Origin of the sequence: Hymenobacter fodinae (assembly GCF_004745825.1) — a bacterium.
Taxonomy (GTDB): domain Bacteria; phylum Bacteroidota; class Bacteroidia; order Cytophagales; family Hymenobacteraceae; genus Hymenobacter; species Hymenobacter fodinae.
Genome location: NZ_SRLA01000004.1, coordinates 175,483 through 189,254, shown reverse-complemented (window position 1 = coordinate 189,254; position 13,772 = coordinate 175,483). Strand labels below are relative to the sequence as shown.

General features: G+C 57.0%; 10 protein-coding genes. 8 read left to right on the top strand and 2 right to left on the bottom strand.

The genetic code is table 11. From position 1 onward, the window contains the following. Position 1: 1 nt before the first annotated feature. The 3 genes from EU556_RS18615 to EU556_RS18605 all read left to right on the top strand — a co-directional run bounded on the left by EU556_RS18615 (position 2) and on the right by EU556_RS18605 (position 2,390). Positions 2–586 carry an inorganic diphosphatase gene (locus EU556_RS18615; protein WP_135435648.1) on the top strand — a complete coding sequence of 195 codons (585 nt, stop codon included), beginning with the start codon at positions 2–4 and terminating at the stop codon, positions 584–586. A gap of 147 nt (positions 587–733) precedes the next feature. Further along, positions 734–1,417 (top strand): DUF6766 family protein, encoded by a 684-nt coding sequence (locus EU556_RS18610; RefSeq protein WP_245327794.1) that lies wholly within the window; start codon positions 734–736, stop codon positions 1,415–1,417. A 64-nt stretch (positions 1,418–1,481) separates the two neighbouring features. Further along, complete coding sequence (locus EU556_RS18605; RefSeq protein WP_135435647.1) at positions 1,482–2,390, top strand: UbiA family prenyltransferase; 909 nt, start codon at positions 1,482–1,484, stop codon at positions 2,388–2,390. 46 nt (positions 2,391–2,436) lie between these two features. On the opposite strand, the gene EU556_RS18600 is transcribed toward EU556_RS18605, so the two are convergent. Further along, on the bottom strand, positions 2,437–3,957 hold the full coding sequence (locus EU556_RS18600; RefSeq protein ID WP_135435646.1) for an NAD(P)H-hydrate dehydratase: 1,521 nt from the start codon (positions 3,955–3,957) through the stop codon (positions 2,437–2,439). Between the two features lie 59 nt (positions 3,958–4,016). On the opposite strand from EU556_RS18600, the gene EU556_RS18595 reads away from it, so the two are divergent. The 5 genes from EU556_RS18595 (at position 4,017) to sdaAA (ending at position 12,562) form a co-directional block, all read left to right on the top strand. After that, positions 4,017–4,817 (top strand): M949_RS01915 family surface polysaccharide biosynthesis protein, encoded by an 801-nt coding sequence (locus tag EU556_RS18595; protein WP_135435645.1) that lies wholly within the window; start codon positions 4,017–4,019, stop codon positions 4,815–4,817. Positions 4,818–4,905: 88 nt separating this feature from the next. Then, complete coding sequence (gene msrB, locus EU556_RS18590; protein WP_135435644.1) at positions 4,906–5,367, top strand: peptide-methionine (R)-S-oxide reductase MsrB; 462 nt, start codon at positions 4,906–4,908, stop codon at positions 5,365–5,367. A 213-nt stretch (positions 5,368–5,580) separates the two neighbouring features. Further along, positions 5,581–6,696 carry a DUF5700 domain-containing putative Zn-dependent protease gene (locus tag EU556_RS18585; protein WP_135435643.1) on the top strand — a complete coding sequence of 372 codons (1,116 nt, stop codon included), beginning with the start codon at positions 5,581–5,583 and terminating at the stop codon, positions 6,694–6,696. A gap of 110 nt (positions 6,697–6,806) precedes the next feature. After that, positions 6,807–11,222, top strand: a complete 4,416-nt coding sequence (locus EU556_RS18580) for an FG-GAP-like repeat-containing protein (protein WP_135435642.1) — start codon at positions 6,807–6,809, stop codon at positions 11,220–11,222. Positions 11,223–11,656: 434 nt separating this feature from the next. Next, on the top strand, positions 11,657–12,562 hold the full coding sequence (gene sdaAA / locus EU556_RS18575; protein ID WP_135435641.1) for an L-serine ammonia-lyase, iron-sulfur-dependent, subunit alpha: 906 nt from the start codon (positions 11,657–11,659) through the stop codon (positions 12,560–12,562). 126 nt (positions 12,563–12,688) lie between these two features. Here the strand turns inward: sdaAA and EU556_RS18570 are convergent, their stop codons facing one another. Continuing rightward, complete coding sequence (locus tag EU556_RS18570) at positions 12,689–13,738, bottom strand: hypothetical protein (RefSeq protein WP_135435640.1); 1,050 nt, start codon at positions 13,736–13,738, stop codon at positions 12,689–12,691. Between the last annotated feature and the right edge of the window lie 34 nt (positions 13,739–13,772).

Here is a 13,772-nt window from a genome sequence, read left to right as displayed (position 1 = left end):
CATGGCTCATTTTAACCCCTGGCACGACGTTGAGCGTGGCGAAAACGCTCCTGCTGTTGTCAACGGCATTATCGAAATTCCTAAAGGCTCTAAGGGTAAATATGAGCTGGACAAAGACAGCGGCCTGCTGAAGCTGGACCGCGTACTGTTCTCGGCAGTGCATTATCCCGCCGCCTATGGCTTTATCCCGAAGACGTATTGCGACGACAAAGACCCCCTGGATATTCTGGTGCTTTGCTCGGTTGATATCGTGCCCATGTGCTTGGTAGAAGCCAAGGTAATTGGCGTGATGCAAATGATTGACCAGGATGAGGAGGACGACAAGATCATTGCCGTGGCTGCCAACGATGTGTCGGTAAACCACTACAACGATATTGCAGACCTGCCGCCCCACACGCTGCTGGAAATGCAGCGCTTCTTTGAAGATTACAAAGCGCTGGAACACAAGCACGTGAGCGTAGAGCGCTTCATGGGCCGTGAAGATGCCTACCGCATCATCGAGGACAGCATCAAGCTCTACAACGAAACTTTCCCTAACGGTAACGAGCAGAGCGCGGCAAGCGTGCAACAGGAAATTATCAGCTAAGTGGCCTAGCGACGTATTCGTTGCTAGATAACAGGCAGCCTCCCAGAGTCTTTCGTGGACTCCGGGAGGCTGTTTTGTTAAGTACCCAGTGGGCCAAAAGCTCAAGTGTAGCAGCCTTTGTAGTAGCGCCATCGTATTTAGGCCACTATGCCGAAAAAACCCTATTCCTCACCCTTGTTGCGCTGGCTGTATGAAAACAGCCTGTTGCTGGTTGGTAGTGTGCTGGTGATTGGAACATTAGCTGGTCAGATTTTCACCGGGTGGCTGGATAATAACAGTGACTTGGAGGAAATGGGACTGCTACCGCTTACCCTAGGCCAGTACTTGGGGTCGGGGCATTTTCTGGAAGCCACTTTTGAGAACTGGGAAAGCGAGTTTTTGCAAATGGGCCTGTACGTGGTGCTGACCATCTGGCTGCGACAGCGTGGCTCTTCGGAGTCCAAAAAACTGTACGAGGAGGAAGAAGTAGACAAAGAGCCCGACCCTACCAAGCAAGATGCCCCCAGCCCGGTGAAACACGGTGGCTGGCAACTGGCATTGTACCGTCGCTCCCTGAGCTTAATGTTCTTTCTGTTGTTTTTTGGGTCATTTTGGCTGCATGCTAAGGGCGGAGCTGAGGTGTATAGCATTGAGCAGCAACACGAGGGCAAGCCCACAGTAACTATGCTTGAGTACATGCAAACCTCACGGTTCTGGTTTGAGTCGTTGCAGAACTGGCAGAGCGAATTTATATCCATTATTTCCCTTGTAGGCCTCTCCATTTTTCTGCGCCAGCACGGGTCACCAGAGTCGAAGCCGGTAGATGCGGCGCACGACGAAACCGGCAAATAAGTACTGGGGGCTTCTATCTTCGCGCTGGCACACTACGCCTCGGTAGTAGCCACGTAGTAAGATCATGCCCTTTGCTCGTTCATCAGGTTCCGCCCCAACGCCTGCGCTCAGCCCTTCGTGGCTGAAGGGTGGGCTTGATGCGGTGCTCTATAGTAGCACTTGGCTGGCCTTGGCGGCGCTAGGCCTCACATGGGCCACGTTTCTGTTCTGGCAGGTGCACATTCCATGGCGGCTGGGCATCATGATTTTCACGGCCACGCTGTTCCTCTACAACCTCGACAGCGTGCTTCCTTACAAGCATAGCCAGCCGGTGGCTCTCTCGGGGCGCAAAAGCTGGATGCGGGCCCACCGGCGCGGATTGTTTTTCCTGGCTATGGTAGCGCTGGCCGTGGCGGGGGCCTTGTTTTTGTGGGACGGCTGGCAGCACCTGATTGGGTTTATTGGGCATTTGGCCGTCATCTCGCTGCTCTATTCCCTGCCCATTGCGAAAGTGAAGGGGCGGTGGTGGGCCCTGCGTGATTTTCCGCTGCTAAAGGTGTTTCTGATTGCCTATGTGTGGGCCGCCGTCACCGTCTGGATTCCGGCGCTTTACCTGCACCGGTCACTGCTAGATCCGGTGGTGGGGGTATTGTTTGCCCGCCGCTTTCTGTTCATACTGGCACTGGCCTTTGTTTTTGATATCCGCGACTACAGCAAAGACCTCCTAATTGGGACCCGCACTTTTCCGGGGGTTTTTGGGGTAAAAGCCACTAAACTAGTTGCTTTAGCTGCGCTGGTGGGGGCCGCAGTGCTGGTACCTATCGGAATGCCCGTACACCACCAAACCGTATTTCTGCTGCCGCTACTACTAGCGGCTGGCGTCATCTGGTTCGCCGACGAGTCGCGCTCAGATTACTACTTTGCCCTGCTGGCCGATGGAGTAATGGTGGTGCAGTTCTTGGTAGTTTGGCTGGCTAGTAAATTCTTGTTGTAGCCACTAGAGAGCGGAGTAGTAAACTGCTTCTGTTGAGGTATTGTTGTTAGAGCCGTGCCGGTAGTGTGGTGAGCTTGTGCAGGGCAGGGCCAATAAACCGGGCAATATCGCCGGCCGTCAGGCCTGCTTGCCCAGTTTCTTCAGCAGCTAGGTCGCCGGCACGGCCGTGCGCGTAGAGGCCTAGCAACGTCGCATCGAGCGGGGAAAGGCGCTGGTCGGCACGTAGTGCCAGCAGTAGGCCCGTCAGCACGTCGCCGCTGCCGCCTGTGGCCATACCAGGGTTGCCGGTGCTATTGAAGTAAAGCACGCCATCGGGAGTAGCCAGAGCCGTGTAGGCACCCTTAAGCACGCAGTAGCAGCGACGCTGCCGGGCAAAATCCCGCAGCAGTTCTAGGCGGTGATAGTCGTCGCGGGCGGGCTCAGTGAGGCGCTCGAACTCTTTGGGATGAGGCGTAAGCAAGGTATCAGGTGGCAGTAGGTCTAGCAGCTCCCGGTTAGCCCCCAAAATATTTAGGGCGTCGGCATCAATAACCAAGGGCACCGTAGCCGCTTTAAGTAGCTGCTCCAGCACGTCGCGCGTAGCAGCTTCCTGGCCTAGGCCTGGCCCAATACCAATGGCGGCGTAAGGTTTCAGGTCGGGTAGCTCCGTTACAAAGTCGGTAGCCGGATCGGTAAGGGCCATAGCTTCCGGCGCCGAGGTCTGTAGAATGTCGTAACCGATGGCCGGCACGCGTACCGTGAGCAGCCCCACGCCCCCGTGCAGGCAAGCCCGGGAAGCTAGCACGGCCGCCCCTATTTTACCGCGGCTGCCCGCCAGCAACAAGGCATGCCCAAAGGTGCCTTTGTGGCTGAATTGAGCCCGTTGCGGAAGTCGGCCGGCCAGGAAAACGGCGTCTACAAAATAGTTATCCACAGGAGCGTTGTGGATAAACTCACTATTCAATCCAATTGGCAGCACATGCCACTGGCCTACAAAAGGCGCGTTCTGCGGCAGTAGGAAGGCCAGCTTAGGCAACTCGAAGCTGATAGTATGGCGAGCTTGGACTACCACGCTGTTGGCGGGCTGAGGAGCATCAGTAAAGAGTCCAGACGGCACATCAACCGACACCATACGAACGTGTGCCTTATTCAGGTGCTTTACCACCGCCGCTGCCTCGTCGGCTAATGGGCGGCCTAGGCCAGTCCCGAATAGCGCATCCACCACAATGCTGTGCGGGGGCAGGCGCGGCAGCTTCTGAGGGTTCAGCTCGGCGCAGGGCAGCTCCGCGGGTAAGCGCTGGCGGTTAGTGGTGAAATCAGAGGAGTACTTGGTTGCGGGCAGCAGCCACACGCGCACGGCGTAACCAGCCCCGTGTAGGTGGCGTGCCGCTGCCAGTCCGTCGCCGCCGTTGTTGCCGGGGCCGCAGAAAACATGGATTTCACCGGGCTCCTCGGGCTCCACGCGTTCCATAAGCCAAGTGCTGAGGGCGGTAGCAGCCCGCTCCATTAGCTCATCGGAGCGGATGCCTTCGGCTTGGATGGTGGCTTGGTCAGCTTGGCGAGTTTGGTCGGCGGAGAGGATTTTCATCGTTCAGCGAATAACAAGTAGCTTGGCGGCTGATATCCGCTAGCCAGGAGATGCGTTGTATGAAGCGACTATACGCACTAAGCTTACTAACCTTGCTCGGAGTAAGTTGCTCGGAGCAGAAAACTGGAGAGAAGGAAAAGAAAGCCTTACCAGCTAAAGCCTCTACTTCCAACATTCCGGCCGCTACCTCAGCAGACAGCATCAGCCGGCAGCCGGTGCCACTGGCGCAGGTGCCCGCGGCCTTGCGCTTACCAGGCAAGCTGCTGGAAGCCTGGCGCTGGACCGATGCTAATGGGCAGAACCTACTGGTGGTGTTTCGCAAGGGGCCTTCCGCGGAGAAAACGACTAAGTATACCGACGAAGAAGCGTACGTGGAGCTGTTTGCCCGCCAATATGTGCAGCGTGCCGGCAGTTGGCAGGAACTATGGCGCCTGCAAGATGCGGTGCATAACTGTCCGTTTGATTTGTGGCTAGGCCCTCTTCCCGGCTCTACCTCCGTTACTGACCTCGACGACAACGGGCAGTCGGAAACGACGCTTATTTACAAGCTCACCTGCCGCAGCGACGTAAGCCCATCGGACCTGAAGCTCATCATGCACGAGGGTGCGGCTAAATATGCTCTGCGCGGTCAAATGGTAGTGGCCTACGACTCGGTGCCGGTAAGCCAGCGGGCCCCCACTAACCCGTGCTGCCTCGATACCATCAGCAAACAGCAGCTGGACGCTCCTGATGGGTACGAACTGCTGGCTGGACGCTACGAAACGGAAAAGGAGTTTCGGAAAGCGCCGGCGGCGTTCTTACCATTTGCCCGGCAGCAGTGGCGCAAGTGGTCGGTGCGAGACGAGTTTGAGCAGTTTTAGCCAGTCTCGAAACAGAGCTAGGATAAACTTCCCGTCGGCCTGTCGCGTTTGCAGTATATCTGCCCTCAAGAACCAAGCTTCACAACCCATGCAAACCTGGAATGATGTAATCCGGCTGGCCAACCACGGCAGCCCGGCCCCCGATAAACGAGTAGAAAAAACCGACGCCGAATGGCGCGCCCAGCTCACGCCCCAGCAGTATCACGTTACGCGTGAACACGGCACTGAGCGGGCCTTCACCGGCGAGTACTGCGAAGCCCACGAAGCCGGCCTCTACGCCTGCGTATGCTGCGGTACGCCGCTCTACGACTCGCGCACCAAGTTTGAGTCGGGCACGGGGTGGCCTAGCTTCACACAGCCGGTGAAGGAAAACGCCCTCAAGTACAAGAAAGACACCAGTTACGGCATGACCCGCGTAGAGGTGCTCTGCAACACCTGCGACGCTCACCAGGGCCACGTTTTCCCCGACGGTCCGCCGCCGAGTGGTCTCCGCCTGTGCATCAACTCCGCTTCCATTAAGCTGGTGAGCGAGCCAGAAAAAGTGGCCTAGGCCAGTCAGCGTACTAGTACTAGCAGCCCCGTTGTTTCGTGCAGCGGGGCTGTTCTGTTGATGGCCCAAACTGGCTTACGGCTCCTGGGCTAGGCCACCCGAAACGGGAGACGGTTATGAGGTTTGGTGGTGTAGCGCCGGCGCTTGGTCGAAATTCTTTCCGGGTGCAATACGGGTTGAGGTACTTCATGCTCACTAACTAACGAAGCAGATATGAAGACCTCCGTAGTAGCTGTTGGGCGTAGAATAGCCAGTTGCTTGTGGCTGCTAGGCCTGCTGATGTGCGCCAGCGCCCGGGCGCAAACCATCAACACCGACGCCGTGACGCGGTTCTGGCAGCTTACGGACGAGCTTCGCCAAAACCACCCGATTTCGGATAAAGACTGGGATGCCTTCATCAATCTGCCCGGCAACAAGACGTACATCCGCAACACGTTTCATCCTGATCCGCAGTCGGTGTACTCCTTGGAGAACTACCGCCGAGCTCTGGAAACCGTGTACATGCCCCAGCACGATTCCTTGCTGCGCGTAAAGCTGCGTGATAAGGTGGCCTCCTATGTACTGGCCTACGAGTACAAAGAGCGAGAAGCAGAATACCGGCAGTACATCCAGACGACCATCCAGAGCCCCCAGTACGTGCCCCTGATGTACACCCTGGCCTACGAGTACCTACCCAAGTCGGCGCAGACAACCGTGCCGGAGCTGAAGATGTACTACACGGCCATCGGCGACGGGGCTACCTCCCAGGCAGATGGTATCTTCTACAGCCTGAAAGCGGTAGTTGACCACGACAAGGCAAAGCCCGGCATTGTGGAGGCCCACGAAATGTACCACCAGCTGATGCCCACCAAAAGCTTCAGCCCGGTGGCGGAAGAAGACAAGGGCCTGATGTGGACGCTACGCGGCATGCGCAGCGAAGGTATTGCCGACCTGATTGACAAAGCGCCCATGCACCAAGTGCCCGGAGACCCGCACCGCGTGCAAGCGCAGTTTCTGCAGCCCGCGCCCCAGGTAATTCAGCGGCTCGATTCTGTGATTCAGGCCGTAGCAACGCAGGGAACCCCAGCCAAAAAACCGGTAGCCTACTACCAGCGGGTACTGCACTTCGCCGGGCACGTGCCAGGCTGCTATATGGCCCGGGTTATTGTGGCAAACGGCTACCGCAAAGAGCTGATTGCGCGCATTGATAACCCGTTTGAATTTGTCCGACTCTATCAGAAGGCCGCCCGGAAAGATGCCACACATCCGCCCCAGTTTTCGCAGCTGACAATGAAGTACTTAGCTGAGCTAGAGAAAACGTATAACCAGCCGGCTGCTAACAAGAGCTAAGGAAGTGCTTATGATAGTATGATGTTTTATATATGATACTAATGTTCAATGAGTTACTATGATTAAAGGGGCCTTTTTGATAGATTCATCTGCGCTGGTCAGGTGCCGGGATGCCCGGCCTGCCTTGCCTGGGCAGGGAGCAAGCGCAGCTGAATCTATTAAGCCGTATTGTCATGCTAGCTCCTACTCTTTACTCGTCTTGGCCACGTCTTTTGAGAGGGCTTACGCCCGTACTGTTTCTTGCACTCCAGAGCTTGTGCAGTAGCACCGCCCAGGCCCAGGCTCCCGTCCTCACTCGGCTCTTGCCGACGCGCAACGCATTGGCTGTTCCACGCTCCACGGCCCTGGTGCTAGACTTTGATCAGGCGTTGCCAGCAGAGTTGCCAGCGGGGGCGCTACGCGTGTTTAGTGCTCAGCAAGGTGGCCAGCGCTCTGGTACCCTCTCTACTAACGGCTCCACGCTGACCTTCACGCCTACCACTCCTTTCCGGGCTGGGGAGCAAATCTGGGCCACTCTCACTACCGCTTTGCAGAGCAGTGGTGGTACGTCCCTGGCCAAGCCCCAGGTTTGGCAGTTTACCACGGCTACAGTGCCCGCATTAGGTGCGTTTAGTGGTACTCAAGACTATGCGGTAGGAGCGGGCCCTCAGGATATAGCTGTAGGCGACATTACGGGAGATGGTCATATAGATCTGCTCACGGCCAACTACGGCGCCGCCAGCGGTTCTACCGTGAGCGTGTACTTGGGCGACGGAAAAGGGGCCTTCGCCCCCGGAGCCGCAATACCCGTGGGAACAGCTCCTACGAATGTGCTACTGGGGGATGTGGATGGGGATGAAGACTTGGATGTGGTAACTGGCAACCGCTATAATTCCCCCGTTAGCACGGCCAGCATTCGCTTGAATAATGGCGATGGCACCTTCCAGGTTGGACAGCAGGTACCCTTGGGAGTCGACTTGGAGCGTATTGTGCTAGGCGATATTGACGGCGACGGAGATCTGGACCTTCTGGCATCTAACAGCGGCAGCTTGTCCGTGAGTATACGCCTGAACGACGGGCAGGGCCGCTTTAGTGGTACCCAGGAGTTGGAAGACCCCGATAGAAGCAGGGTTGCCGATCTGTCTCTGGGTGATTTGGACAGTGATGGGGATTTGGATTTGGTAGTGGCCAATACGTATGACAATACGGTCAGCATCTACCAGAATGATGGCCAGGGCCTGTTTTCGAAGAGTCAGAAGATAGTCAGGGAGGGTAACCCTGTCAATGTGACCCTCGCAGACCTGGATGGCGATGGAGACCTAGACCTCCTGACGGGCGCTGCGGATAATATGGTAGTCATAACCTTCAACGATGGGCACGGCACCTTCTCGGGCGGCCGAGCACTGGAAGATGGAGCCTTCGATATGGCCGTAGGCGACTTAGACGGCGACGGCGACCTAGACCTGCTTACAACAGACCGCAGCTTTTCCGTGAGAGTACGCTTAAATGATGGGCAGGGGACCTTCACTAGCAGTGGGCAGGTTGCTGTAAGCGCCATCCCAGTGGGCTTGGTACTAGGCGATGCTGATGCCGACAACGACCTGGATTTGTTCACAGTTAATTCGAGTAATAGGACAGCCAGCGTACGGCTGAATCAACTTCAACCCCCACCCGTTATTACCAGCGTGTCGCCTGCTAGCGGAGCAGTTGGTGAGAGCGTAGTAATCAGCGGCACTTACTTTTTGGGAGCTACTAAGGTAACCTTCAATGGGGTAGAGAATCCAGCTTTCCAGGTTCTGGCGCCAGCGGGCAATGAGATTCTAGTGAAGGTTCCTCCCGGAGCAACTACCGGCCCCGTAGTCGTGACCACCCCAACCGGCTCCAGCAACTCGTTTCTCTTCACGGTTACGCCCTCCCTGGTAGTGACAAGCCTGCAGCCCGCGCGCAATGCTTTAGCAGTACCACGCACGTTGCCGCTAGCAGTCAGTTTTGACCAGCCTTTGCGCAGTGACTCTGCTACCCTCTCAGCCCTGCGCGTATTCAGCGCCCAGGCGGGCGGGCGGCTAGCTGGTACCACTACGGTAAGCGGCAATACGCTGCGCTTTACTCCTGCTGCCGCTTTTAAGCCGGGCGAAACAATACTGGCTACCGTAACGAGGGAAGTGCGCAGCAGCGGCGGCACTCCCCTGGCCGTGCCGCAGGTGCTGCGCTTTACCACTGCCACGGCCCCTTCTGCGGGCTCTTTTGGGGGAGGCCCAGAGGTGCCGGTTGGTTTCCGGCCGCGTAGTGTAGCCGTGGGCGACGTGGATGGCGACGGTGACCTAGACTTGCTGACGGCTAACGCCCAAGCTGCAGATGGCACGAGCACTGTGAGTCTGCGCCTTAATGATGGCACGGGTGGGTTTAAGGATGGGAAGGAGGCCGTTACTTTCACCCGTACTGTCTTAAACGAAGTATTCCTGCAGGATTTAGATGGCAACGGTTCTCTGGATCTGGTAGTGAGTTATAATGACAGATTTAGTAGGGGCGGGGTAGACATCTTGCGTAATGATGGCACAGGCTCATTCCGTTCTATATTGCCACGGATATTTCTAGGCAGCGGCGACAGAATTAGTATTGCCTTTGGTGATGTGGAAGGGGATGGTGACCTGGATCTGTTAACTCAGGGCTTTTCCAGCATGGATGGCCAAGCGATTTTTCGTGCACGAGCGTACTTGAATGATGGCAATGGGGTGTTTTCGGGTATTACTGATGTTCTATCCTCGGCGTATGGTACTGCTGCCGGCGACTTAGATGCCGATGGAGACGTTGATTTCGTGGTGGCATTTAACTCTGCCCGGGTATACCTCAATAATGGCCGGGGGGTGTTTAATCCTACGCAGGAAGCAGCGGCGAGCTTTGACCCGCGCAGTCTGGCGCTGGGCGACGTGGACGCGGACGGGGATTTGGACTTGCTCTTAGCCAACCCCGGCAGCAGGCAGGCCATCTTGCTGCTCAACGACGGTACCGGCACATTTGGCAGTGCGCAGGAAATACTCGTAGGCCTGAACCCCGAGAAGGTTGTACTAGGGGACGTAGACGGTGATGGAGACCTGGACCTGCTCACCCCTAACAGCAGCAGCAACTCGGTAAGTGTACGCCTCAACAACGGGCGGGGGGTGTTTAGCGGCAGTCAAGAGGTAGCAGTAGGCCTCATGCCTCGCGGGCTAGTGCTAGGCGACATGAACAACGATGGAAACCTGGATCTGGTAACTGTGAACATGGGCAGTAACACGGTGAGCGTGCGCCTGAACCAGAACAGCAGCCCCGGCACTTACCGGCTTAACAGCGGCGGCCCGCAACTGAGCACCTCACTAGGCCTGTTCGCCGCCGATACCGCCTACTCTCCATCACCCGGTAACACCTATGCCACCACGGTCCCTATTGAGGGCACTAACGACGACGCCCTTTACCAAACCGAGCGCTATAGCAATACCGGCCAGTTGCGCTACGCCTTACCGGTAGAAAATGGCACCTATCAGGTCGTGCTGCACTTCGCCGAGATCTACTGGTCGGCCCCGAAGCAGCGGCTGTTCGACGTGAGCCTGCAGGGGCAGAAGGTCCTCGACAACTACGACATCTTCGGCAAAGTGGGCACTAACACCGCCACTACCGAGTCGTTCACCGCCACCGTTACCGACGGTATTTTGGCCCTGGATATGAGTTCTCTCCCTCAAGATGGAGGGGTAGACTATCCTAAGCTCTCGGCGCTGGAAGTGCTGCGTCTGCAGCAAGAGTATCGGCTTAACAGCGGCGGCCCGCAACTGAGCACGTCGTTAGGCCTGTTCGCCGCCGATACTGCCTACTCTCCATCACCCGGTAACACCTATTCTACCACAATGGCTATTGCCGGCACGCAAGATGATGCCCTTTACCAAACCGAGCGCTACGGCTCAGCGGGGCAGTTGAGCTACGCACTGCCTCTGTCCAATGGTTCTTACCAGGTAGTGCTGCATTTCGCCGAAATTTACTGGCACAACACAGGCGAGCGGCTGTTTGATGTAAGTCTGGAAGGCCAGAAGGTTCTCGACAACTACGACATCTTCAGCAAGGTGGGCGCCAACGTAGCTACCACTGAGTCTTTCGCTGTTAAGGTCACGGATGGAGTGCTCAACCTGGAGCTAAGTTCTTTGGCCGCTGATGGTGGCTTGGATCAGCCTAAGCTGTCGGCTCTAGAGGTGCTCCCTCTGGGTGGGACCAGCGTGGCCCAGGTACGCCGCCCTGCGCCGTTCGCTCCACCGGCGCTTCCTCAGCCTGAGCTAGGCGTATACCCCAACCCCAGTGCCGGCACGTTCACATTGAACTATCAGAGTTCTCAGGCGCAAAACGCCCAGCTCATGTTGACTGATGCGCTGGGCCGGGTAGTAATGCAGCAGGCCCTGGAATTGCAAGCCGGCCTTAACCAAGTGCGAGTGAAGGTACCAGACACTGCCCCAGGACTCTACCACCTCACCGTACGGCCCACCGATAGGAAGCTGCAGCGTTATAAGGTTCAGCTACAGCCCTAGGCCTTAACCAGGGCATGGAGCGCTAACGGCCTACGCGCCCTAGTACTTGACGAAACCTAAAGTGAGCCCAACTTATCGCCAAGGCAGGGCGTGCCTCTAGGGTGGATATCTAGCTACAAGCTCTGCTCGCGCGCCGAACGAAGTAACCCTTCAAGTTGGTGGCCTAGATGAGTGGTGAAGGATACTTTCGTGGGCGGCAAACTGATGATGCGAAGCCCTGACGCAGAGCGCCGTGCTTCAGGCTGTAACCTGCAATAAGGAGGACTGCTTCCAGTGAAACGCTATTGTATGGAGCCGGGCTTTTCAGCCGTAACTTGCTATGTTCTCTATTTCCTGAGAGGATACCATTTTAATGCTGATTTTTGCACCCCACTTTGCCATTCCTTGTTACAGGCAAGTCCACCCGTTTCTCCCATCCATCGCCCGCCCCACCCATGTCGTTACTTTTTACTGATTTTGCCAGCTGGCAGGCCCATTGTGCCACCACCCAAGAGCCCTTATACCAGCCGGTACTGGCCTACGAGATTGAGCAGAAAGGCCGCACGGAGGAAGAAATCTGGAGTGGTCTACAGCGAGCTTACGACGTGATGCGCGACGCCGTGCATACCGGCCTCACCCAAAACATGACCTCGCGCTCGGGCATGGTGAACAACGGGGCCAAGAAAATTGCCGCCTCGCCCGTTACTGTACTGTCGCCGGAGTTCAAGCAACTCGTGACGCGCGCTTTGGGTGCCAAGGAAGTAAACTCGTGCATGGGCCGGGTAGTGGCCGCGCCCACGGCCGGCGCCTCGGGTATCCTGCCCGGTGTGCTGGTCACGCTGCAGGACTTGCACAAACTCGACGACCGTAAGATTCTGGAAGGCTTGCTGGTGGCCGCCGGTATTGCCCTTATCATTGAGCAGAACGCTTCCCTGGCCGGCGCTGTAGGAGGTTGCCAGGCCGAAACTGGTTCGGCGGCAGCTATGGGCTCGGGCGCCATTGTGTACTGCCTAGGTGGCTCGATAGAAGAAGTATTTGCAGCCGTGGCCATCACCATTCAGTGCATGCTCGGCCTCGTCTGCGACCCGGTGGCCGGCCTAGTGGAGGTGCCCTGCGTGGTACGCAACGCCTCAGCGGCAGCTATTGCCTTCAGTTCTGCTCAGATTGCCATTGCTGGCGTCGACCCGGTTATTCCGGTTGACCAGTGCGTGGCCGCGCTCGGGGAAGTGGGCCAGAGTATGGAAACCCGCTACAAAGAAACTGCCCTGGGGGGCCTGGCCAATACCACCCGCGGCCGTGAGATTGAGAAGATGGTGCTGGTGCAGGACGTACAAATCCTGCCCGACGAAGACGCGCAATAAATACCGAAGCAGCTTTATTACTTCCTCGGCATGCTTGGGAGTAGCCAGTAGTAGAGCTGCTTCGGCCAGCTCAGCATGACATTCTTTTGTCAGCTATCTATGCAGCCTAGGCCAGTCAGGGGCAAGCTATATCGGCTTGATTTCCGGTGCCATGGTGAGCTTAGCTAGGAATTCTATGGCGCGTTTGTAGTGAGAGCGAAGCTCCTGATATTTCTGCCAAGCAGCTTGCTCATCGGGTTGCAGCGGAATGCCTGCTTCCTGCATTTTCTGATACGCATCCTGAAAATCAGAGCGCTGCGGATTGTTGCCGGATTGCTGCTCCGTTAATGACTCGTCGGGTTTGGTTTTAGCGGATTCTTTAAAGAAGCGCGAAACCCGATTGACCGATACGGTGCCCGCTTTGAGGCACATTACCATATGAGGGTCGCGGGGCGTATCTACCGCGCTGATGATGAGCGCGGCGGCATCCAGAATAAGATCGGCGGCCGTTACCCAGGAGCGGCCGGGCTGCGGCGAGCGGAAAAAAGACAGGATGGGCAGCGAGGTATGCGTCTCTTCAATCTCGATAAACCACTCTTCCCAGTGCTGCCATTGGGGGCCGTGCTTCAGCAAGTCAGCTTCATACAGCCAGAGTAGCAACTCAACGGCGGAGGCCTTGGGGCCGGCCCGCATCTCTAGCCGCGCCACCGTCAGCTCCCGTCGCGAGAAAGCTTGGTAGATGGTTGGCAAGTAGGAGATGAGCAGCGTGAGCAGCAACAGGCCTAGCGTAGCCTCCGAGTACGACATAATGTTGGCCAGCCCGTGCTTGCTGGGCTCTTCCGAGCCTAGCGTCAGCAAGGAGCTGTTGCTGATGCGGTAGCAGCGTTCCATGTCGCCTTCGCCCAGCGCCCAGTAGATGAAGGAATAGCCGAAGCTGACCACTCCTAGCCACACAATGGGCAACGCCACCAGCGCAACTGGCGCATACAAGGCCATTACCTTATCACGCTGCTCGTAGGTTCTGCCTAGTATAGCTAGGGCTGCAAAGACTTTACGAATGCCTTGAAACACCCAGCTATTGAGCAGCACCGATTCGTTGCGGGGCAGCACAAACGACCGAATAGCCGATAACACGGTGATACCCACCATAAACGAGCCGGCCGCGAAGGCCAGCCCACTAATACCTACATCCAGCATGTACCCGTAGCAACCCGCGGCAGAGGCACCGCCT

Coding starts and splice junctions, on each gene's coding strand:
- EU556_RS18605 (WP_135435647.1), top strand. CDS start 1,482: ATGCCCTTTGCTCGTTCATCAGGTTCCGCCCCAACGCCTGCGCTCAGC.
- EU556_RS18595 (WP_135435645.1), top strand. CDS start 4,017: ATGAAGCGACTATACGCACTAAGCTTACTAACCTTGCTCGGAGTAAGT.
- EU556_RS18570 (WP_135435640.1), bottom strand. CDS start 13,738: ATGCTGGATGTAGGTATTAGTGGGCTGGCCTTCGCGGCCGGCTCGTTT.
- EU556_RS18610 (WP_245327794.1), top strand. CDS start 734: ATGCCGAAAAAACCCTATTCCTCACCCTTGTTGCGCTGGCTGTATGAA.
- EU556_RS18615 (WP_135435648.1), top strand. CDS start 2: ATGGCTCATTTTAACCCCTGGCACGACGTTGAGCGTGGCGAAAACGCT.
- EU556_RS18585 (WP_135435643.1), top strand. CDS start 5,581: ATGAAGACCTCCGTAGTAGCTGTTGGGCGTAGAATAGCCAGTTGCTTG.
- EU556_RS18600 (WP_135435646.1), bottom strand. CDS start 3,957: ATGAAAATCCTCTCCGCCGACCAAACTCGCCAAGCTGACCAAGCCACC.
- msrB (WP_135435644.1), top strand. CDS start 4,906: ATGCAAACCTGGAATGATGTAATCCGGCTGGCCAACCACGGCAGCCCG.
- sdaAA (WP_135435641.1), top strand. CDS start 11,657: ATGTCGTTACTTTTTACTGATTTTGCCAGCTGGCAGGCCCATTGTGCC.
- EU556_RS18580 (WP_135435642.1), top strand. CDS start 6,807: ATGCCCGGCCTGCCTTGCCTGGGCAGGGAGCAAGCGCAGCTGAATCTA.